The sequence below is a fragment of the Bifidobacterium sp. LH_417 genome, assembly GCF_056357035.1.
Genome location: NZ_JBKEVI010000005.1, coordinates 35,728 through 56,376, shown reverse-complemented (window position 1 = coordinate 56,376; position 20,649 = coordinate 35,728). Strand labels below are relative to the sequence as shown.

Annotated in this window: 17 protein-coding genes and 1 pseudogene; 6 read left to right on the top strand and 12 right to left on the bottom strand. The window is 65.2% G+C overall.

All coding sequences use genetic code 11. The features are described from left to right. Nucleotides 1-44 precede the first annotated feature (44 nt). On the bottom strand, nt 45-665 hold the full coding sequence (locus AC1AYR_RS04815; protein WP_101622488.1) for a DUF5701 family protein: 621 nt from the start codon (nt 663-665) through the stop codon (nt 45-47). A gap of 148 nt (nt 666-813) precedes the next feature. Between AC1AYR_RS04815 and upp the strand changes: the two genes are divergently transcribed. The 5 genes and pseudogenes from upp to AC1AYR_RS04790 form a co-directional block, all read left to right on the top strand. Further along, nucleotides 814-1,455, top strand: coding sequence for a uracil phosphoribosyltransferase (upp, locus tag AC1AYR_RS04810; protein ID WP_214313899.1), 642 nt, complete (start codon nt 814-816; stop codon nt 1,453-1,455). Nucleotides 1,456-1,640: 185 nt separating this feature from the next. Beyond that, nucleotides 1,641-2,120, top strand: coding sequence for a 23S rRNA (pseudouridine(1915)-N(3))-methyltransferase RlmH (gene rlmH, locus AC1AYR_RS04805; RefSeq protein ID WP_476511656.1), 480 nt, complete (start codon nt 1,641-1,643; stop codon nt 2,118-2,120). A 290-nt stretch (nt 2,121-2,410) separates the two neighbouring features. Continuing rightward, nucleotides 2,411-3,634, top strand: a complete 1,224-nt coding sequence (locus AC1AYR_RS04800) for a glutamate--tRNA ligase family protein (protein ID WP_476511655.1) — start codon at nt 2,411-2,413, stop codon at nt 3,632-3,634. Nucleotides 3,635-5,230: 1,596 nt separating this feature from the next. After that, nucleotides 5,231-6,364 carry a glycerophosphodiester phosphodiesterase family protein gene (locus AC1AYR_RS04795; RefSeq protein WP_476511654.1) on the top strand — a complete coding sequence of 378 codons (1,134 nt, stop codon included), beginning with the start codon at nt 5,231-5,233 and terminating at the stop codon, nt 6,362-6,364. 173 nt (nt 6,365-6,537) lie between these two features. Next, nucleotides 6,538-6,642, top strand: a pseudogene (locus AC1AYR_RS04790) (IS3 family transposase); the annotation flags it as partial. A gap of 374 nt (nt 6,643-7,016) precedes the next feature. Here the strand turns inward: AC1AYR_RS04790 and clpB are convergent. The 9 genes from clpB to AC1AYR_RS04745 all read right to left on the bottom strand — a co-directional run bounded on the left by clpB (nt 7,017) and on the right by AC1AYR_RS04745 (nt 17,132). Further along, the gene (gene clpB / locus AC1AYR_RS04785; protein WP_476511653.1) at nt 7,017-9,722 is read right to left on the bottom strand and encodes an ATP-dependent chaperone ClpB; all 2,706 of its coding nucleotides are present in this window, start codon (nt 9,720-9,722) and stop codon (nt 7,017-7,019) included. A 339-nt stretch (nt 9,723-10,061) separates the two neighbouring features. Further along, entirely contained in the window at nt 10,062-11,192 is a 1,131-nt protein-coding gene (locus AC1AYR_RS04780; protein ID WP_476511652.1) for a tetratricopeptide repeat protein, read from the bottom strand. A 102-nt stretch (nt 11,193-11,294) separates the two neighbouring features. Further along, nucleotides 11,295-11,882 (bottom strand): hypothetical protein, encoded by a 588-nt coding sequence (locus AC1AYR_RS04775; RefSeq protein WP_476511651.1) that lies wholly within the window; start codon nt 11,880-11,882, stop codon nt 11,295-11,297. Continuing rightward, on the bottom strand, nt 11,879-12,940 hold the full coding sequence (locus tag AC1AYR_RS04770; RefSeq protein ID WP_476511650.1) for a hypothetical protein: 1,062 nt from the start codon (nt 12,938-12,940) through the stop codon (nt 11,879-11,881). The genes AC1AYR_RS04775 and AC1AYR_RS04770 overlap by 4 nt, the downstream gene beginning before the upstream one ends. After that, nucleotides 12,937-13,518: a hypothetical protein gene (locus tag AC1AYR_RS04765; RefSeq protein ID WP_476511649.1), complete on the bottom strand. Its 582-nt coding sequence runs from the start codon at nt 13,516-13,518 to the stop codon at nt 12,937-12,939. Before AC1AYR_RS04765 ends, AC1AYR_RS04770 begins: the two co-directional genes overlap by 4 nt. Further along, complete coding sequence (locus AC1AYR_RS04760; protein WP_476511648.1) at nt 13,518-13,931, bottom strand: hypothetical protein; 414 nt, start codon at nt 13,929-13,931, stop codon at nt 13,518-13,520. The genes AC1AYR_RS04765 and AC1AYR_RS04760 overlap by 1 nt, the downstream gene beginning before the upstream one ends. Before the next feature lie 96 nt (nt 13,932-14,027). After that, nucleotides 14,028-15,464, bottom strand: coding sequence for an SPFH domain-containing protein (locus tag AC1AYR_RS04755; protein ID WP_476511647.1), 1,437 nt, complete (start codon nt 15,462-15,464; stop codon nt 14,028-14,030). Between the two features lie 249 nt (nt 15,465-15,713). Further along, nucleotides 15,714-16,535: a fumarylacetoacetate hydrolase family protein gene (locus tag AC1AYR_RS04750; protein WP_476511646.1), complete on the bottom strand. Its 822-nt coding sequence runs from the start codon at nt 16,533-16,535 to the stop codon at nt 15,714-15,716. 87 nt (nt 16,536-16,622) lie between these two features. Continuing rightward, a complete protein-coding gene (locus AC1AYR_RS04745) occupies nt 16,623-17,132 on the bottom strand; it encodes a DUF4190 domain-containing protein (protein ID WP_476511645.1) in 510 nt (169 codons plus the stop codon). Nucleotides 17,133-17,431: 299 nt separating this feature from the next. Between AC1AYR_RS04745 and AC1AYR_RS04740 the strand changes: the two genes are divergently transcribed. After that, on the top strand, nt 17,432-17,983 hold the full coding sequence (locus AC1AYR_RS04740; RefSeq protein WP_476511644.1) for a type 1 glutamine amidotransferase domain-containing protein: 552 nt from the start codon (nt 17,432-17,434) through the stop codon (nt 17,981-17,983). 44 nt (nt 17,984-18,027) lie between these two features. On the opposite strand, the gene AC1AYR_RS04735 is transcribed toward AC1AYR_RS04740, so the two are convergent. Next, nucleotides 18,028-18,816: a YggS family pyridoxal phosphate-dependent enzyme gene (locus AC1AYR_RS04735; RefSeq protein WP_476511643.1), complete on the bottom strand. Its 789-nt coding sequence runs from the start codon at nt 18,814-18,816 to the stop codon at nt 18,028-18,030. Nucleotides 18,817-18,950: 134 nt separating this feature from the next. Beyond that, nucleotides 18,951-20,243, bottom strand: a complete 1,293-nt coding sequence (locus tag AC1AYR_RS04730; protein WP_476511642.1) for an O-acetylhomoserine aminocarboxypropyltransferase/cysteine synthase family protein — start codon at nt 20,241-20,243, stop codon at nt 18,951-18,953. Between the last annotated feature and the right edge of the window lie 406 nt (nt 20,244-20,649).

The following is a 20,649-nucleotide window of genomic DNA, read 5'->3' as shown; positions in this document are numbered from 1 at the left end:
ACGCGGCGGAACGGCGTTTCGGCGTGTCGCGTCGGATGCCGCACTCAGATGAACAGGCTCACGCCGCGTCGTGCGATGCAATACGCGTTGCCGAGCCACGTGTGGCGGGAGTTCGGCCAGACCGCGCCCAGTCGCGGCGCGTTCTGACTCATCCAGATGCTCGGCACGCGGCCGTCGGCGGAACGCGATCCGAGCAGATTGAAGCCGTTCTTCTCCAGCAGCCATTCCGGATGCTGCGTGGCGATCGCAAGCCCCTCCTCCAACGTGAGCGGCAGACGCTCGTCCGAATCGATGAGCTTGCGCGCCACGTCCGGCTCGCGGTTCACGTAGCAGGTGCCGGTATGCGGGTCGACGACCAGGTAAAACGGACCCTCCGGCGGTTCGAAACCGTCCTGCGGCAGGAAGCTGGCGATGTCGCGCGGCGGCATCGTCGTGAAGCCGGCCATGCGGTAGATGGAGGTTCGCGCGATCAGCGACTCCGGCGAGACCAGCTCGCGCGTCGGCACCAGCAGGATGTTCGTGCCGAGATCGGAATGTTCCAACGCCTCGATGAGCGGGTTCGCGAGCGCGCGGAACGCGGCGGCGCTCATATCCGCCACATCCGGGTACCCCAACGCCACGATTCGATCGAGCTGCCTGCGCGCTTCCTGAGATGCAATCGACATGACTCCTACCCTACCGCGTCCCCCGGCTCCCCGTACCGCGCGGCGGCCCGGCCGGCAATCATCTCAGCCGTCTCGCCGTGTGTATGCACACACGCATGCACACGCGCACCGTCCACACGGACGCGCGAAACGGGTACTCTTGGAGACTATGGAATTGCATGTGTTGAATCACCCGCTCGTCGAGCACAAGCTGACCGTGCTCCGCGACAAGAAGACCCCGTCCTCCACCTTCCGCGAGCTCGTCTCCGAACTCGTCATGCTCGAAGCCTACGAGGCGACGCGCGACCTGTCCGTCGTGGCGACGCCGATCGAGACCCCGGTCGCGCCGATGACCGGCAAGAAGCTGGCCGAACCGCGCCCGATCATCGTGCCCGTGCTGCGCGCCGGACTCGGCATGCTCGACGGCATGACCCGTCTGCTGCCCACCGCCGAAGTCGGCTTCCTCGGCATGAAGCGCGACGAGGAGCACCCCACCCAGCAGATCACGTACGCGAACCGTCTGCCCGACGACCTGTCCGGCCGCCAGTGCTTCCTCATCGACCCGATGCTCGCCACCGGCGGCACGCTCGTCGCCGCCACGCACTATCTGGCCGAGCGTGGCGCGAAGGACGTCACCGCGATCAACATCATCGCCGCGCCGGAGGGCATCAAGTACGTCGAGGAGCACATCGACCCGTCCATCGACTTCAAGGTCGTGGTCTGCGCCGTCGACGAGAAGCTCAACGACAAGTGCTACATCGTGCCGGGTCTCGGCGACGCCGGTGACCGCCTGTACGGCGTCATCGACTGAAGCCCGTACACGGGAACGAATCCGCAGAAAACGTACGCCGAACAGGTTCCGGCGTACGTTTTCTGCACTTAGGCACCAGGGACACGGATGCCGCGGGATGCCAGCCCGCCGCCGGACGGCCAGCTTCCGGACCTCACCATCGAACAGCACCACTCCCCCGAACGACCAGGAACGAAAGCGGACATATGCAGATCGACATCATCGCGCCGGGGCGCGTGAAGGAACGGTACCTGCGCGACGCCATCGACGAATACTCGAAACGACTGTCGCGCTATTGCCGTCTCAACATCATCGAAGTCGCCGACGAGAAGACGCCGGAACACGCCTCGGCGGGCGTGGAACGGCAGATCAAAGCGAAGGAGGGCGAACGCATCGCGAAACATCTTCGCGACAACGCGTTCGTCATCGCCCTGGCGATCGACGGCAAGCAGCTGTCCAGCGAAGAACTCGCCGCGAAGATCGACGACCTCGGACTGCGCGGCACCAGCCACATCCAATTGGTCATCGGCGGCTCCATCGGTCTGGATGACGCGATCCTCAGACGCGCGGATTTCAAGCTCAGCTTCTCGAAGATGACGTTCCCGCATCAGCTCATGCGCGTCATCCTCTTGGAGCAGATCTACCGCGCCTACAAGATCAACGCCGGCGAGCCCTACCACAAGTAGGCCTCGTCCTCGCCGCACCCTCGCCGCACCCGACCCCCATCGCCACGCTCGCACCCTCGCCGCACCCTCACCGCACCCGTGCTCCCGCCCGCGCCCCCGCCCGCACCCCGGGGTCCCGTCGACGTGCCGCCCTCGCCGCCATCGCCATACCCGTCAGCAAAGGCTCCTCAATCAGCGGATGGAAGTGGGTCCTGCCCGGCGATGCCCCCTCCCCATGTAGGCTTGGCCTCGCCCTTGCCGACAGCGAGTGTGCCGAGCCTCCATCACCTCCCCGTGTAGGCTTGGTACGCATGACGGGACGCTTCGCACCTACGCCCTCGGGGCGCATGCACATCGGCAATATGACGGCGATGCTGGCCGCATGGCTCGACTCACGGGCGCACGGGGCACGCATGTTGCTGCGTATCGAGGACATCGATACGCCACGCGTACTGCCGGACGCCGACCGGTGGATCATGGACGATCTCGACTGGCTCGGCCTCGACTGGGACGGCGATCCCATCTACCAGTCACAGCGTATCGACCTGTACGAGCAGGCACTGCGACTGCTGGAATCGCAGACCGTCGCCCCACACGGGCCGCGTGAGTCCGTTTCACGCGAAACGGACGCCACGCGCATCCCGCTCATGTATCCATGCTTCTGTTCGCGCGCGGACATCCGCGCCGCATCCGCACCTCAGGAAGGCGACGGATTCCAGATCTACCCCGGCACCTGCCGTCGTCTCGCGCACGAACGCCCGCACGAAGTGCGGGAACGTCTCGCGCGCGGCGACCGCCACTCGCTGCGCATCGCGATGCCCGGCGCCTCCGCGGGCACCGTCGAGTTCGATGATGCGGTGTTCGGCTCCCAATCGTTCGATCTCGCGCGTGAGATCGGCGATTCGGTAATCCGCCGATCGGACGGACTGCTCGGATACCAGTTCGTCGTCACCGTGGACGATCTCGCGATGGGCGTCGACTCGATCGTGCGCGGACGTGACCTGCTGCGCTCCACCGCGTTGCAAACCTACATCCGCGAGCGCCTCATCGCCGGCGGATGGGACTCCGCATTCCCATCGCACGACATCGCGGTGCTCTCCGACACGGGAGCCGCCGCACACAAGTCTTCGTCCTTCTCTGGCGAGGGGGCTGTCAGCCGCGGACCGACCGGGGAAGAGACCACCCGCGCACAGTCCACACAATCCGCGCCGCAATCCGCCGAGATCCCCTCCCCTGCACGCCCCACTTACGCGCACATCCCGCTCATCGACAACGCGGCCGGGAAGCGTCTCGCGAAACGCGAACGCTCGCTCGACATGGGTGCGCTGCGCGCACGCGGCGTCACGGCGGAACAGGTGACGGGCGTGTGCGCGTGGCTGCTGCGACTCGTCGACGACCCCGAGCCTTGCGCGGCGCGCGACCTGCTCGATATGTTCCGCACGAACGGCTGGGCTCCGCTACGTGCGGACCACGCGGACCGACGGCTCGACCCAGCCGACCCGCACATGCCGGACTGGCTGGCCACCGCGTTATAGCACCGCTGCGACCCATCGCAGGCATAGCGCGGACCGAGTTCCCCAGCGAAACAAAGCGGGCACGGCATGTCACGGACGCCTCGCCAACCAAACCCGGCGAAACAAAGCGGGCACGGCATGTCACGAACACCCCGCTGACCAGCCCAGCGAAACAAAACGGTCACGGCATGTCACCAATGCTTCGCAGGCCAGCCTCCCAGCGAAACAAAGCGGGCACTGCCTACCACAGATGCTCCGCTAACCAGCCCAGTGAAACAAAGCGGGCACGACTTATCACGGACGCCCGTCAACCCCGGCGAAACAAAATGGGCACCGCCTACCACAGGCGTTTCACTGAGCAGTCTCCCGGCGAAATGCAACGGACACGACCCATCACAGACGTTTCGCGAATCAGCCCAACGAAACCAACGGGCACTGCCCATCACTCATGCTTCGCGAATTAACAGCCCAGCGAAACAGAGCGAGCACGACCCGCCGCCGATGTTTCGCTGAGCAACCACCCAGCGAAACGAAACGGCCACGCCCAACCACGGATGCCCCGTTAACCAGCCCCAGCGAAACACAACGGGTACGGCATGTCGCTGATGTTTCGCGGAACAGCAGCCCCGCGAAACGACACGGGCATGTCTTACCACAGACGCTTCGCGGAGCAGCCGCCCAGTGAAACACAACGGCCACGACTTACCACGAACGTTTCGCGGAGCAGCTGACCGACGAAACGGAATGGGCACGACCTGTCAGCGAAACGGAATGGGTATGTCCTGCCACAGGCGCATCACTGGTCGACCTCCCAGCGAAACAAGACGGGCACAACCTGCCACAGGCGCTTTGCACAATGGCCTCAGCGAAACGAAACGGGTATGGCACGTCACAGACGCTTCACCGGACGGCCTCCCAGCGAAACGGAATGGGCACGACCTGTCACAGGCGTTTCACGAACCAGCCTCAGCGAAACGGAACGGACACGACTGGCCACAGATACTTCGCAGGACGACCTCTCAGCGAAACGGAATGGGTATGTCCTGTCACAGACGCTTCGCTGGGAGTGGCGACGGCGTCCCAGTGCGGGCTAAGCCAGCGTGCCCGCATATCCGCACGGGGCCATCCCACGGATACGGGCTGTTCCGGGAGACGACCATCGGTGCCCGCATATCCTCACGAGACCATCCCACGGATACGGGCCGTTCCGGGAGACGACCATCGGTGCCCGCATATCCGCACGGGGCCATCCCACTCCGCTTGGCCTAGCCGCACACCCTGCGCGGCGCCCCGCATCAGCACCCGCGTATCCGCACGGGGCCGCTCGCCCGCTCGGCTTGGCCCCACGAAGTCGCCCGGCTTGGCCGCACCCGCATCCCGCGCGAACTGGGTCGCACGGGGCCACACCCCGCTCGGTCTAGCCACACACCTCTGCATCCCCGCATAAACCGGCTGCACGTCCCGCACCAGCACCCGCATACCCGCTCGACCTAGCCGCGCACCCCGCGGGTCAACCCCGCACACCCCGCACACCAGCGCGGACTGGAAGCGCAGCCGCACACCCTGCGCGGTGTAGGCTTGGAGGCATCATCGGCAACACTTATGGGAGGGATTGCCATGTCGAAAGCCTTGAGGAACGCCATTATCGGCGGAACGGTATTGGCCGGAGCGGCCGCATGGGCCATGGCGCCGCGTTCGTTCGGCGACAAGCGCCGCAACTATGTGCCTGTCATCCCCGACGTGTGGTACGCGCATCGCGGTCTGCACGACGCGGGTTCCGGTCTGGTCGGCATAGAGGACATCGCCGACTACACCGGCGATAATCCGGTCAGCGCCGACGCGGACACGGCCGCCGCATCGATCGCCGAGAACGCCGACTATGTGGCGCTCGCCCGCAGTATGGCCCTGAAGGCCGGCTACGGCACTCCCGACGAGACCGGTCCGATTGCGCCGGAGAACTCGCTCGCGGCGTTCGCAGCAGCCTGCGAGGCCGGCTATGGCATCGAACTCGACCTGCAGCTCACGCTCGACGGTCAGGTGGTCGTCGTGCACGACGCGGACCTTTTGCGCGTGGCGGGCGATCCGCGCCGCATCGAAGACCTCACCTACGACGAGCTGACGCGTATCCCCCTGTTCCCCGCGTCGCGCGGTTCGAAGCCGGGTGATCTCAAGGCGCATCCACTGCCGGGCGCGGACGAGAATCCGCCGCTGGTCGTCACGCCGGCCACCGCACCGGACGGCTACTACCAGCATGTGCCGCTGTTCGCCGACGTGCTCAAGGTGGTGGCGGGCCGCGCACCGCTCATCGTCGAATACAAGTTCAACGACAACGCCGCATGGGGCGAACGCGAAACCGAGCTGATGGAGAAGGGTCATGCGCTGCTCGAGGCGTACGCGGGACCGTATGTCATCGAATCGTTCAACCCGGGCGCGGTGAACTGGTACAAGGAGCATCATCCGGAGGTGTGCCGAGGCCAGTTGAGCTGGCCCGCCTCGCTCGCGAAGGACGGCCCGGCCGAGTTCGTCGCGGGACTGCTCGCCTTCGACTGGTTGTCCCGCCCCGATTTCGTCGCCTATGACTGGACTGGCGGCCATCTGCCGCAGGTGCGTCTCGCCCGTTCGATGGGCGCGATCGCCGTCTCGTGGACGGTACGTTCCAGCGACGAGCTCGCGCAGTGCGATCAGTACTTCGACCACCACATCTTCGAGGCCTTCGTTCCGCCGGAACACGGAGCGTCGTCGTCGTTGTGAACGATTCGATGCACCCCCGTGCACCTTCATCGTTCACGCCTGGACGCCGCACGCGTGTCCGGCTTCACTTCGTTCCGCCGCAGCGCTGACCCCACTCGGCTTACCCCGCTGAACCGCACCCCGATTGTTGGACTGAAGTAATTCGGATCTGATGATTGGAGGTGCGGTTTCTCATGTCCGGGAATCGCAGGAGTCATTACGACGACGGTTTCATGCGGGTCGTCGCCGGCCTGATCCGGAGCGAGGCGAGGAGGCGTTCTCTCGCCCGCTGGCGGGGCTGTCGGTCGAAGACCAACTGGGGCGGTCAGCGCGGGCACAACGCGTGCGTCGACAAACCACCCTCAGTCCCGCTATGCGGGACAGCTCCCGCCAGCGGGAGCAGCAGAAACCGAAGGAGCAGCGGCACGGCTTGTGCCAAATACGAACCAAATACGAACCAAATACGAACCAAATACGAGTAAGGCCGGTGCGCTTCCATCGTCGAATGATGGGAGCGCACCGGCCTTACTCGTCACCGTTCGGGGCTCACCGTTCGGGGCTCACCGTTCGGGGCTCACCGTTCGGGGCTCACCGTTCGGGGCTCACCGTTCGGGGCTCACCGTTCGGGGCTCACCGTTCGGGGCTCACCGTTCGGGACTCACTGAGTCACGAATCACTCGTCGGTCCTGACGTCCTCGACGTTGACATCGGGATCATCGGGGCCGTCGGACGTGGACGAGCCGGCACCGCCAGCGAGCGGATCCTCGGGCATGGCGGTGAGCTCCAGGTGTTCGCCGCCGGTCTGGTCGACGAGCACCGTGTCGCCGTCGTGCACCTTGCCGGCGAGCAGCATGCGGGCCAGCTGGTCGCCGACCTCAGTCTGCACGAGGCGGCGCAGCGGACGGGCGCCGTACGCCGGATCGTAGCCCATGTTGGCAAGCCACTCGCGTGCGGCGGCCGTCACGTCGAGCTTGATGCGGCGGTCGGTGAGGCGCGCGCTCACGCTCTTCACCTGGATGTCGACGATACCGCCGAGCTCCTCGCGGGTGAGCGGATGGAACATCACGATGTCGTCCAGACGGTTGAGGAACTCCGGCTTGAAGTTCATGTGCACCGCGTCCATCACGGCCTTCTTCTTCGCGTCGGCGTCCATATCCTCGTTGACGAGGAACTGGGAGCCGAGGTTGGAGGTCATGATGAGGATCGTGTTCTTGAAGTCCACGGTCCTGCCCTGGCCGTCGGTCAGACGACCGTCGTCGAGCACCTGCAGCAACACGTCGAAGATCTCCGGATTCGCCTTCTCGACCTCGTCGAACAGCACGACGGAGTACGGGCGACGACGCACGGCCTCGGTGAGCTGGCCGCCCTGCTCGTAGCCGACGTAGCCCGGCGCGGCGCCGATCAGACGGGACACGGAAGCCTTCTCCATGTACTCGGACATGTCGATGCGCACCATGGCCTTCTCGTCGTCGAACAGGAAGTCCGCCAAGGCCTTCGCGAGTTCGGTCTTGCCGACACCGGTGGGGCCGAGGAACAGGAACGAACCGGTCGGGCGGTTCGGATCCGAGATGCCCGCACGAGAACGGCGCACCGCGTCGGAGACGGCCTGAATAGCTTCCTTCTGGCCGATCACGCGATGCCCAAGATAGTCCTCCATGTGGAGCAGCTTCTCGTTCTCGCCCTGCATGAGGCGGCCGACGGGGATGCCGGTCCAGTCGGAGACGATCTCCGCCACGGAGTCGGCGTCCACGTGGTCCGGGACCATCGGCTCGGGCTTGCCGGAGCCGATGCCGTCACCGCCTTCCTTCGACTCGGCGTCCGCCTTCTCGGCGGCGGCGAGCTCCTTCTGGATGGCCGGGATCTCGCCGTAGAGGATGCGCGACGCCTCCGCGAGGTTGCCCTCACGGGTGAACTTGTCCGCTTGGACGCGCAGCGCGTCGAGCTTGGCGCGCAGATCGCCGACCTTGTTGTGACCGGCCTTCTCCGCGTCCCACCGAGCCTTGAGGCCCGCGAGCTTCTCGCGAGCGTCGGCCATTTCGGCCTGCAGCTTCTCGAGACGCTCCTTGGAGGCCGGATCCTCGGCCTTCTTGAGCTGCATCTCCTCCATCTCGTAGCGGGTCACCTTGCGCTGGAGCTCGTCGATCTCCTCCGGGGAGGAGTCGAGTTCCATCCTGAGGTGCGCGGCCGCCTCGTCGACCAGGTCGATGGCCTTGTCGGGCAGCTGACGGCCGGAGATGTACCGGTTGGACAGGGTCGCGGCGGCCACGAGCGCGTCGTCGCCGATCGTCACCTTATGGTGCGCCTCGTAACGCTGCTTGAGACCGCGCAGGATCGCGATCGTGTCCTCGACGCTCGGCTCGCCGACGAACACCTGCTGGAAACGACGCTCCAGCGCCGGGTCCTTCTCGATGTTCTCGCGGTACTCGTCGAGCGTGGTCGCGCCGATGAGGCGCAGTTCACCGCGGGCGAGCATCGGCTTGAGCATGTTGCCGGCGTCCATCGAGCCTTCGGCCGCGCCGGCGCCGACGATCGTGTGGATCTCGTCGATGAACGTGATGATCTGGCCGTCCGCGTTCTTGATCTCGTTGAGGACGCTCTTGAGGCGTTCCTCGAACTCGCCACGGTACTTCGATCCGGCCACCATGGAGCCGAGGTCGAGCGAGATGAGCTTCTTGCCTTGCAGTGTGGTCGGCACGTCGCCGGCGACGATGCGCTGCGCGAGGCCCTCGACGACGGCGGTCTTGCCGACGCCGGGCTCGCCGATCAGCACCGGGTTGTTCTTGGTACGACGGGAAAGGATCTGGATGACGCGGCGGATTTCCTGATCGCGGCCGATTACCGGGTCGAGCTTGCCTTCCTTCGCGGCGGCGGTCAGGTCGGTGGAGTACTTTTCCAGCGCCTTGTAGCTGCCTTCCGCGTCCGGGCTGGTCACCTTCGCGCCGCCGCGCACGCCCGGCACGGCCTTGCGCAGGGCCTCCGGCGTGACGCCGTTCTTCTTCAGGATGTCGGCCGATTGGTTCGGGGCCGAGGCGGCGATGCCGATGAGCAGGTGTTCGGTGGAGACGTACTCGTCCCCCATGGCCTGCATCTCCTTCTCGGCCTGTGCGATAGCGGCGGTCAGCTGACGGCTGGCCTGCGGCTGCGACGTGGTCGAGCCGGACGCGCTCGGCAGTGCGACGAGCGCGTTGCGCACGGCCGCGCCGATGGCCTGCGGGTCGCCGCCGGCCGCTTGGATGAGCCCGCGTACGACGCCCTGCTCCTGACGCAGCAGCGCGTCCATCACGTGCAGGGTCTCGACCTGCGCGTTGCCCGCGGCGGCGGCGCTCTGAATGGCGTCGCCGATGGCCTCCTGGGCCATGGTCGTGAACTTCTGTTCCATAAGTCTGTCCTCCAAGTCTCGTGGCGGTCCGTCCGCGCACGTCGCCGCGCGTGACCGGATCACCCATGTCATGTTCTGACATGTCCAACCGACCTGGAGGACATTCTATTCCCAAAACTTGAGTCAGCATCACTCAAGTTTGCAAGTCGAACCGATCGCGGACGAACAGGTGAATGGCACCCCGAATCCGGATCGGCCAGACGCGCCAGCATGGAAGCCGTGCATCCTTGGCGCATCCTTGGCGCATCCTTGCATCCTCGCCTGCATGGACTCAAACTCGGACAGCGAAGACTGCGGAGGTAAGGAGGTAGCGAGGATTGCGCGGCATCAGCGGCCTCATCATTCCTTGCTTTTACGCCCCGCGACGACCTTGCCGATCACGAAGACGACGACCGCGAGAACCAGTATCCACGGCTTGTTGCCGATCAGCGGCCACAACACCAGCCAGACGACCGCCAACATGATGGCAAGCCGCGTGAACGTCTTGCCCGACCCCTTGGACGCGTCGCCTTGGCCGGACGCGCCTCCTTGCCCCGACTGGGACGGGGATGCCGACGCATGCGGAAGCGGCGGCGCGGGAACCGGCCTCGGAGCCGCCGCCCCCATGGGCGTCGCAACCGGGGAGTCGCCAACCTGCGATGGCACGGAACGGCTTGGAGGGGCGAAGTCACTGGAATCCGCATCACCCTTGGAAGCGGAATACCGCTGCATCACTTCCTGCTGCTCTGGATCCAACGGATACCCGTTACGCTGGGCGCGGGCGTACAAAGCCGCCGCTGCACGCATATTGGGAACGCCATCATCCAGGGTGCCCTGCGCGTTCAAATCGCCGAGCAGTACGGCCGCGGTTCCGTGACCATGCTTGCTTGCAAGGGAAAGCCAATGGGCAGCCTGATAGACACCCGTATGGATGCCCGCCAATTCAAGTGATTTGAGATGGCTGGCATTGAACACCTGCCCTTGGGCCTGCAGGCAGGCCATGCCGAAGTCATATTCCGCCCGCGCCACGCCCTGCTCCGCAGGGTTCTGCAGGATACGCATGGCAGCCACGAACCCGTCCGGCGTGCCTCCGTTCAGCATCTGCTCGGCCGATCTGATGTCTTTGAGATACGGCGTCGGATCCGTTCCGAACGACGGCTCGTCCACCTCCTCGCCGACAACGACGCTCCTGATGACGGTGGTCTTTTCATGCTTCAGGGATTCAAGCCACTTCGCTTCCCATTCCGCCGCTTCACTCGACGGAACGGCATAGCCGAAGACCTTGCCGCTGCTCAGATCCTCCATGGCGTCCGAAAATCCGTTCTTTGCCGCCAGACGACACCACTGGAGAGCCTCGTCCATATTCTTCGACACGCCGTCGCCGGTACGGTATGCGCGACTCAGCTGCCATTGCGCGTACGCGTTGTTCCGCTGCGCCTTGCGCAACAGCATGTTCATGTCATGCGGCCATTCCGAAGGAATGTTCATCATCGGCCTTTCACATATTGGCATTGGTATTGGCATTGATCGGCATTGGTATAGGCATTGGCATAGGCGTTGCCTACGGGCGGCGTTGAGTAACGCGCGCCGTTCCTACACCTTTACGTCGGCGTTGGTGCAGTACGGGCATCGGACCCGATGATCGGCCGGCACCAGCACCACATGCCCGTTGGGGCATGTGCGGTTGACGTACAGCAACTCTTTGCGGATGTAGTCCAAGGTCTGCTTGGTGGCGTCGTCCGCCTCGCCTTTGAGCAGGCGGCTCATATAATCGTCCGATTCGATGTACACGAAACGGTTGCGACGGATCACGCGTCGGATGAAATCCGCGAGAATCGCGATCATCGGAACGCCGAGCAGTACGATCAACATCCAAGTGAATACCCACTGAACCCCGAGGATCAGGCCCTGCCCGCGGACGCTGTCCACATCATTGCCCACCACGGATCGCAACGCCTCCTTGAGGGAGTCGCTCCACACGGCTTTGCGAAACACGATGGCGGCGACGACGGCCAGCGCGACGTACAACACCGACAGCGTGCCATATGCGCGCATGTACTTACGATCGCGCTGCCGGGCACTCAGCTGCACGTCGTCCTCGGGGCGCCCCTTGCGAATGGTCGGCGGCGCACCGGCGGCGAACTTCGGCTGACGCGCGGGCCCGTTGTTGAACGCGCTCATCGGTTCCCTCCTCTCATGGCATCAGATCGGACTCCTGCCGCGCCAGCCGGCGGCGCAGGAACGGGCACGGGCGACGGAACCGGCATGCCCGGCGGAATATGCCGTTCCAACTCACTCGCGGCGACGGCATGACCGCATATCGCGCAGACGTATGTCCGGTTAAGCCTGCCGGTTCCACGGCTTCCGCAGGACGGACACGTGATCGGCACCTCGCGCCCGGAAGCGGCGGTGGCGGCCTGTCCGGAGTCGACGTGTGCGGTGGCACCGTAACGGTCGGCCATGATGTCGGCTGCCGTCAGCTGGCGACGGCAGCGCGGGCATACCGGCGGCTGGTCGACGTGCCCTGCGATGGTCGTAGCACAGTCGGGGCAGCGGAACGTCACGGCGGCCGTATCACCCCAGATGGCACGACCGTCCACAGCATGCGTCTGCCGCAATGTGTTGAGGTCGCGTTCGGTCACGCCGGTGCCGTCCTGCAACAGCTCATCGTCGTAGGCGATATCGTGGCCGACGATGCTGGTGGCGGTGGCCGTGGCCTGTGCAGCGAACGAGACCGGATTGCCGCAGCCGGCGCACAGGATGGCGTGGCCCATCGGCAGGATGGCCTCGCAGCCGCATGACGGGCATACGACCGTCTTGCTCACGCCCGAGGCGTTGACGCCGGCGGCTCGATGCATGTCGGTGGAATACTGCGTCTCTTCGGCTACACGTCTGTCCACGCGGAGATCGAGTTCCTGACGGAGCGCCTGCATACTGGCGGCGTCACGCCATTCCTCGTACACGCAGTATGCGACCAACACGACACCAGCCGCCATACCAGCGATGCCTTTGCCCACTTCGGCGGTTCCACCGTCCCTGAACGAGCTGTATCCCCACGCCAGCAGAAACACGGCGGCGACGGGAATCAGGAAGTATTTCGTTTTGCCGCGGAACCCGGCGAGATTCGACGACCTTTTCACCAGACGGACGATCAGGACGATGCCTGCAATCGGCACGATGATGGTCATCAGCAGCAGCACAATCAGTATCACGGCCATTACCGCTCCGGATACGTTCATGATGCCTCCCCGCTACGTTGTGACGACTGTGGCGGCTGCATAGGCTGCATAGGCAGCGGCACTGATCCCGGCACGGGCCGCGGCCCATTCGCCGGCGACGGGGCCGCGGCGAACGATGCACCGGCACCCGGAACATCGCCCGGGACACCACCCGGCACACCAGCCCCCGGAGCGGCCGCGGCGGCCATGGTGGCGTCCAGGACGCCGCGAGTGCGAGCCATCGTGGGCTCGTAGCCCATGGTGTCGGCGATCTTGCCGGAGGTCCGCACATACGTATGGTGACTGTAGGTGTCACTGATATCCTGGTACATGGTCATCGTGGCGACCATACCGAGTAGCGAGGTGACCGCCAGTATCACATAGACCGGCAGCACGCCGGTGAGGAACCCCAGCATGCCGCGGAAGGACGCCACCATGTCCGGGTCGAACTGCGAGGCGGCATCCGGGTTGTCCAGCACGAGCATGAACCCCTGCAACATCAGCCCGCTGAACGACAGGAGAATCAGACACACGGCGACCACGGTCCATACGCCTATGCTGAGGCGCACGAACAGTCGCTTGGCGAACAGCAACTTCATCAGAATCCACCCTGCTTCGGGGTGAAACGGTTGGCGGAATCCTGCGCGTACTGCGCGTTGGCCGCGTCATTGCGCCCCTCGGTGTAGGAGACGGCCAATGCGATGCCGGAGACGACCAGCAACGCGAGCAGTTCAACGATCAGCGTGACACGCCACCAGCCCGTATTGGAGAAGAAGGTGAGCACGATCTGCAGCACGTAGTTCACGGCGAGCACCGCGAACACCGGCAGACGCGTGGTGTAGTCCGTGGCGGGACGCACGACCGCCGGGATGAGGAACGCCAGTCCACTCAGGGTGAGCATGACGAACGCCAGCCAGAACGCCAACACGTTGACATGCGGAATGACCAGCATGATGATGTCGACAACGACCGTGAGCAGCACGGCGAAGATGATGAATTGCTTGCCTTTCATGGGATATCCTCTTTCTTCTGTTCTCAAAGGTTGTTCCGAGGGCTGCCGCATCCGCCGTCGGCGGCGCTGCATGCCGCAGGGGTCCGACGGCGCGGGTCACATGCGCGCGAGAATCTCCTGCTGTTTCGCGGCGAATTGGTCATCGCTGATGAGGCCCATGTCGTGAGCCTTCTTCAGCGTCTGCAGAGCCTCGATCGGATTGCTCGACGGCTGCCCGGATTGCGGTTGCGCCGCGGGCGCCTGCTGACCTGATGCCGGCTGCCCTGTAGGAGCCTGTGGGGCAGGCGGCATCGGAACCGCGGCAGCTCCCGGAGCCTGCGACACAGGCTGCGTCGGGGCAACCGGAGTCTGCGTCGAATCGACCGGGGTCGGCGCAAGCGGCTGGGACGCCAACGGTTGATGCTGACTCGGCATTGCGGTCGTGGGCGTGAAGTCCATGGCTCCCATCGAGGAGACGGCCGCCCCCAGTCCCTTGACGATGGATCCGCCCACGCCGAGACCCACGCCCAGACCGATGCCGCCGTTCATCAGATCGGAGCCGGTTCCCGTGTTGGCCGCCGCCGTCTTGAGCACATCCAACGTGTGTTCCTGTTGGAAGGTGTAGCCACGCTGCCGCTGGTCGTAGGCCTTGGCATCGGTGTGGGCCATGTCGCCCAACGCATCCATACGCTCCCGCACGTACTTCGTCTGCGCGTCCATGCGCTGCGTGTATTGCCTGGTCTCGGCTTTGGCGGCCTCGTCCTCGAATTCCTGGGCACGCTTCTCGTATCGCAGATAATCCCTGCTCGATCTGTCGATGACGACCGCGTTGAGCGTGAAATCGAAGACCTTCACGCCGTACTGCTGCTCCATCTGGGCGAACGGCTCCCGCAGCCGCAACCTCAGCTCGTCGGCGATCTCGGATGTTTTGCTGTCAATCATGTTGATGGGGATTCCAGCCTCCGTGAGGACTTTGCTCAACACGTCACGGATGCCCTCGTTGATCTTCTGCCTCAACGCCGCGACCACATCGTCCACGGTCGTGACCTCACGATCCGAGACGAACTGATGGAAGAACGCATCAAGATGCGCGGCGTTGGATTGATCGGTCTGCGGCCCCGGAGTCGTGTCGGGGTCGATGTAGGAGAGGGCGATCGAGTACATTCCATTGGCGCCAGCGGGAATGGTCAATGCGCTGCCTCGCGGACCGACGTTGCCCGGCACCGGGATGAGAATGGGCGAAGGGGTCCCCCACCCCACGCCGATTTTGTCGGTCAGATTGATGAAGTATACGCGCGCATCATTCGGATTGACCCCGCCGGTGAACATCTTGGTCATGCTGGTCAGCAGCGGCGCACTGTTGCCTTCGATGACGCTGGCCCCCTCGCGGAACGTCTGCGCGATACGACCGCTTTTGACGAACACGGCAAGCTGGTGCGGCATCACCGTGAGTTTGGTCCCCGCCTTGAGTTCGGTGCTCGGATGCCTCCATGCGAACACGTCCTTGGTGTCTCCTCCGCCATAGCGAACGACATCGATGAAATTGAACGGCATGACCGTGTCCTCTCCCTTCCGCCGGTGAACCCCTCAGTGGGTTACACGCCCATAGTCCCCCCCCTAGGGACACGCGGATGAGATACAGACCGATTGAGGGCGGCCGTAACGCAAGTCGACGGCCGCCCTCAGTCCCGCTTGAACGGGACAGCTCCCGCTGGCGGAAGCATCGGGAGCATAGATGCGCATGCGCCGCGCGGTCATGCGGTCAAGCACTCATGCAGGCATGTGAGACCGCACGGCACAACCTCACGCGCGCACGATCACGTTGCGCAGATCGCCGACGCCCTCGACGTGGACGATGGTCTCGTCGCCCGGCTCCAGATGTCCGGAGGCGTTCGGCGTGCCCGTCATGATGACGTCGCCGGGCAGGAGCGTCGAGAACGAGCTGATCGCGGCGATCTGCTCGGGGATGCCGTGGATGAGGTTCGCGGTCGTGCCGGACGCCATCGCCACGTCCTCGCCGTTGAGCGTGAACGAGATCTTCGCGTCCTTCCAGTTCACGTCGTCGCGCGTGACGATCCACGGGCCGAGCGGGCAGGACGTGTCGAAGCCCTTGGCGCGCGTCCACGTCGGGTCGAGGCCCTGCAGGTCGCGCAGCGTCACGTCGTTGACGCAAGTGAAACCGAGCACGTAGTCCATGGCCTTCTCGACCGGCACGTTCTTGGCGACACGGCCCATGACGACGGCGAGCTCCGGCTCGAAGTTCATGTCCTTCGAGCAGGCCGGGTACACGATCGGGTCGTCCGGGCCGATCACGGAGGTGGACGGCTTGGTGAAGATGACCATGTCCTCCGGCGCGTGCGAGATCTCGGAGTGGCCGGCCTCGTGCATGAACTGGGCGTGCGCCTCGTAGTTCTTGGCGAGTCCGTACACCTTGCTCGGCAGGACCGGCGCGAGCAGACGGATGCCGTCCGCGTCGAGCGCGTAGCGCTTGCCGGCGGGGGCGACCTTGCCGCCGAGCAGCGGGTGGCCGTCGAGTTCGACGAGATAATCCTTGCCGTCGGCCTCGTCCGTCTGGACGAAGGCGTATCGCGGCGTGTCATTGAGTGAAAAACGTGCGATTCTCATGTCGCCCAGTCTAGTCCCGTCGCGCGTTCCGGCGGCGTGTGCGCCGCACGCCGGAACGCACGACCGTCGCGGACGCGGCTTCCGCGCTTACGCGACGGTCGCGTACGCCGCGGCGACGACCGCGTCGAGACGCGCGGTCGCATCGTCCGGCGCGGCTGCGAGACGGTCGGCGGCGGTCGTCACGTCGTCGCCGTCGTCGTAGGAGTAGCCGCCGTCGCCGTCATCGTATGAATAGTCGTAGTTGGGGTCGTACGACAGTGCGCTGGAGACGATCGCGACGAGCAGGACGACGAGCAGCACGGACACTATGAGGGATATCGTGCTGATGATGATTCCGGCGATGGCGAGCCCCTTGCCCTTCTCGCCGGTCCGGTTGATCTGGTTGAGTCCGATGATGCTGAGAATCAGACCGACGATCGAGAACAGGAACGACGTGATGAATCCGGCGATGGCCATCGCGTTCCAACCGGGTTCCGGCTGATAGTACTGCTGGTACGGCTGTGAGTATGGCTGCGCATACGGCTGCGAGTATGGCGAGGCGGGGTATTCGTTGGGAGCGGGGTACCCGTTGGGATTCGTGTTGGTTGGCTCGGTCATTGCGTCCCCTTCTCGTCGATGGCGTCGACTCGTCCAGCCGTCGGATGCCTCGCCGAATCATCCGAAACGATTCCGGATGACGGCCTCTCCCCCACCCGCCACGTGGGAAGCACTCTCATCGGAGAGCGATGAACGCACGGCTCGACGTATCCCTCTCAGCTTACCGCGTGGAATCCCGACGCACGACGCCCGGCACGGCATAATGGGATACGGCAAGCAACCACATCACGGCCGGCCGCGCCCAAGCACCGACATGCTCGGCGCGGCCGGTCCGTTCCCAAGCATTCCAAGGAGGAATCATGGCCATCGCGGACAAGAAGGTGCTCATCATCGTGAACAACTGGGGCATCGAGGAGACGGAGCTCACCCGCCCGCTGCGCGATTTGAAGGCCGCGGGCGCGCAGGTAACGCTCGCCGCGACCGAGCTGGAACCGTGCGAGACCGTGCAGCACGACCGCTACGAGGGCGAGACGCTCACCCCGGACGCGAAGCTCTCCGACGTGCAGGCGGCCGACTACGACCTGCTGGTCGTGCCCGGCGGCACCTGCAACGTGGACCGCATCCGTGTGAACGAAGACGCAATCACGCTGGCGCAGGAGTTCGCGCACGAAGGCAAGCCGATCGCCGCGATCTGCCACGGCGCGTGGCTGCTGGTGAACGCGGGCCTCGTGGCCGGCAAGACCGCTGCGCCGTGCCGTTACATCGCCGCCGACATCGAGAACGCGGGCGGCCACTACGTCGACGAGCAGCTGCACGTGGACGACGCGAACGGCTGGAAGCTCATCACTTCCCGCAAGCCCGCCGACCTCGACTACTTCGTCGGCGCCATCAAGGAGGCGCTGGAGGCCTGAGTCCCCAGCTGATCAGATGAGGATTCAGATGATCGGCGAGATGATCAGATGAAGGCGCGGGGGCCGAAGATCGCGGTGCCGACGCGCACGATCGTCGACCCCTCCTCGATGGCGATCGCCATGTCCTGCGTCATGCCCATCGACAGTTCCTTGCAGTGTTCGGTGCCCTGCGCGCCGGAGGCGAGAATCTGGTCGCGGGTGCGACGCAGGTGGGCGAATCCGGCGCGGATCGTCGCCTCGTCGTCCACATGCGCGCCGATCGTCATCAGCCCCTGAAGCTCCAGACCGCCCATCGCGCCGATGCGCTTGGCGAGGTCGATGGCGTGGCTGGGCGCACATCCGGACTTCGACGCCTCGCCCGACTCGTTGACTTCAAGCAGCACGCCGACGGTCATGTTCCGCATGACCGCGCGGCGTGCGATCTTCTCCGCAAGCTCGATCGAGTCCACCGATTCGATGGTGTTGACGACGGGCAGCACCTTGCCGATCTTGTTGGATTGCAGCTGGCCGATCAGGTGGAACGGCACGTCGCGGCCGAGCTCCAACCCGCGTGCGGCGCACTGTCGTGCCAATCCTTCGGCTTTCGCCTGTACCTCCTGCGGGCGGTTCTCGCCGATCATGCGCACGCCCGCGTCGATGGCGGCCATGATCTCGCCCACGTCGCGCGTCTTCGTCGCGGCGAGCAGCCTGACCGAACCGGCATCGCGGCCGGCGGCCTGCTCCGCCGCGGCGATGCCGTCGAGCACACGCCGGACGCCGTCCGCGATCTCGTGCGTGCGCGTCTCGTCGATCGTCTCGTTCGCCAAATCCTTGTGATCCATATACGCCGTCATGTCCGCCGCACTCCCCTCGTATCCGTTTCGTTCCCGCGGCGCGCAGGCCGCGGCTCATCCATTCGCTACCCGCATACTGTACGCGTCACGCCGGCCGTGCGCGAGACGCGCGCGAAACGCGCACGAAACGCGCGTCAGTAGGCGGCGGCGATGGCCTGGTCGAGATCGGCGATCAGGTCGGAGGCGTCCTCCAAGCCGATGGACAGGCGGATGAGATTGTCGGTCACGCCGGCGGCGACGCGCGCCTCGGCAGGCACTTCACGATGCGTGATGTGCGCGGGGTCGACGATGAGCGAACGCGCGTCGCCGATGTTCGGCACGTAGGAGAACAGCCGCGTGCCGTCGATGATGCGGCGCACGTTGTCGGCGCTGCCGTCGACGAGGAACGACAGGATCTGGCCGACGCCGTTCGGGAAGTACTTGCCGACCAGATCGAACTGGGGCGTGTTGCCGAGACCGGAATAATTGACCTTGACGACGTGCGGCGTGCGCGTCAGATGCGCGGCGATGCGTCGCGCGGACTCGACCTGACGCGAGACGCGCTGCGGCAGCGTCTCCAATCCGACGAGCGACAGGTACGCGTTGAACGGGCTCGCGACCGCGCCGAACGTGCGCAGGTACTTGATGCGGATGCGTTTGATGAACGCCGCCTTGCCGTATTTCTCCGCGAAGCTGTGCCATTCGCCGTTGCGGTCGTCGCTGATGACCTGCTGGCGTGCGGTGAACTGCGGGAACCGGCCGTTCGCCCAGTCGAACGTGCCGCCGGAGACCACGACGCCGCCGATCGCGTTGCCGTGCCCGGTGATGCCCTTCGTGGTCGAATGGACGACCACGTCGGCGCCGAATTCGATCGGACGCAGCAGGTACGGCGTGGGCACCGTGTTGTCGACGATGAGCGCGACGCCATGCTCGTGCGCGAGACGCGCCAACGGTTCGATGTCGAGCAGTTCGGTGGACGGGTTGGCGACGGTCTCGGCGAAGATGGCGCGCGTGTCGGGGCCGATCTTCGAGGCGACCTCGTCGAGGTCGTTCACGTTCTTCACGAAATCCGTGTGGATGCCGAACTGCGGGAGGAAGTCGCCGAGCGCGTCGACGCTCGCGCCGTACAGGTTGGAGGGGGCGATGATGCGGCCTCCGCCCTCGCCCGCGCACATGAGCGCGTACGTGACGGCCGCCATGCCGGAGCCGACGGCGACCGCGCCGATGCCGCCTTCGAGCGCGGCGATGCGGCGTTCCAACGCGTCGACCGTGGGATTGGCGACGCGCGAGTATTCGAATCCGTCGAGCTCGCCGGCCGCGAGCGCGTCGCCGCGCAACGCGTCGCCGAGGTCGAATGCGGCGGACGCGTAGATCGGCGGCACGGCGGCACGTCCGTTGTCGGTCGGGACGTATCCCGCGTGGACGGCGCGCGTGGCGAAACTCGACATGACGATGATCCCTTCACTCGTTCGCCGCTGCCGGCCACACCGGATCGACCCTCCTGACGCAGGAGATGCGGGAACGGTGGGATTGCGGCGATTACCCACGATGACACTGTCGGAAAACGGTGTCGATGACGCTGTTCCGAACGCTATCAGACAACGTACTCGCGAATCGTCGCGTCGGTATCGCGATTTCCGCGGCGTGACCATAAGGGCAGGTTATGGGCAGGGTGTTCCTATGTTGTTGTCAACCTTGGTGTGGCTTGTCGTGTTGGCGGGGCGGGTTGTCTGTATTGGGCGCGCTTCGCCGTCCGGCCGGGGGTTTGCCGGTCGAGGCCGGGATGGGCTGATGGGGACGAAGGGCGACGGAGCGAAGGAAAGCCAGACCATAGGACCGAACCAGACCATAGGA

Bases quoted from the DNA above. Each gene is read 5' to 3' on its own strand.
- AC1AYR_RS04770 (WP_476511650.1), bottom strand. From the start codon at position 12,940: ATGAACGTATCCGGAGCGGTAATGGCCGTGATACTGATTGTGCTGCTG.
- AC1AYR_RS04815 (WP_101622488.1), bottom strand. From the start codon at position 665: ATGTCGATTGCATCTCAGGAAGCGCGCAGGCAGCTCGATCGAATCGTG.
- AC1AYR_RS04760 (WP_476511648.1), bottom strand. From the start codon at position 13,931: ATGAAAGGCAAGCAATTCATCATCTTCGCCGTGCTGCTCACGGTCGTT.
- AC1AYR_RS04750 (WP_476511646.1), bottom strand. From the start codon at position 16,535: ATGAGAATCGCACGTTTTTCACTCAATGACACGCCGCGATACGCCTTC.
- AC1AYR_RS04800 (WP_476511655.1), top strand. From the start codon at position 2,411: ATGACGGGACGCTTCGCACCTACGCCCTCGGGGCGCATGCACATCGGC.
- AC1AYR_RS04740 (WP_476511644.1), top strand. From the start codon at position 17,432: ATGGCCATCGCGGACAAGAAGGTGCTCATCATCGTGAACAACTGGGGC.
- AC1AYR_RS04730 (WP_476511642.1), bottom strand. From the start codon at position 20,243: ATGTCGAGTTTCGCCACGCGCGCCGTCCACGCGGGATACGTCCCGACC.
- AC1AYR_RS04735 (WP_476511643.1), bottom strand. From the start codon at position 18,816: ATGACGGCGTATATGGATCACAAGGATTTGGCGAACGAGACGATCGAC.
- AC1AYR_RS04795 (WP_476511654.1), top strand. From the start codon at position 5,231: ATGTCGAAAGCCTTGAGGAACGCCATTATCGGCGGAACGGTATTGGCC.
- AC1AYR_RS04745 (WP_476511645.1), bottom strand. From the start codon at position 17,132: ATGACCGAGCCAACCAACACGAATCCCAACGGGTACCCCGCTCCCAAC.
- AC1AYR_RS04765 (WP_476511649.1), bottom strand. From the start codon at position 13,518: ATGAAGTTGCTGTTCGCCAAGCGACTGTTCGTGCGCCTCAGCATAGGC.
- AC1AYR_RS04755 (WP_476511647.1), bottom strand. From the start codon at position 15,464: ATGCCGTTCAATTTCATCGATGTCGTTCGCTATGGCGGAGGAGACACC.
- clpB (WP_476511653.1), bottom strand. From the start codon at position 9,722: ATGGAACAGAAGTTCACGACCATGGCCCAGGAGGCCATCGGCGACGCC.
- AC1AYR_RS04780 (WP_476511652.1), bottom strand. From the start codon at position 11,192: ATGATGAACATTCCTTCGGAATGGCCGCATGACATGAACATGCTGTTG.
- upp (WP_214313899.1), top strand. From the start codon at position 814: ATGGAATTGCATGTGTTGAATCACCCGCTCGTCGAGCACAAGCTGACC.
- AC1AYR_RS04775 (WP_476511651.1), bottom strand. From the start codon at position 11,882: ATGAGCGCGTTCAACAACGGGCCCGCGCGTCAGCCGAAGTTCGCCGCC.
- rlmH (WP_476511656.1), top strand. From the start codon at position 1,641: ATGCAGATCGACATCATCGCGCCGGGGCGCGTGAAGGAACGGTACCTG.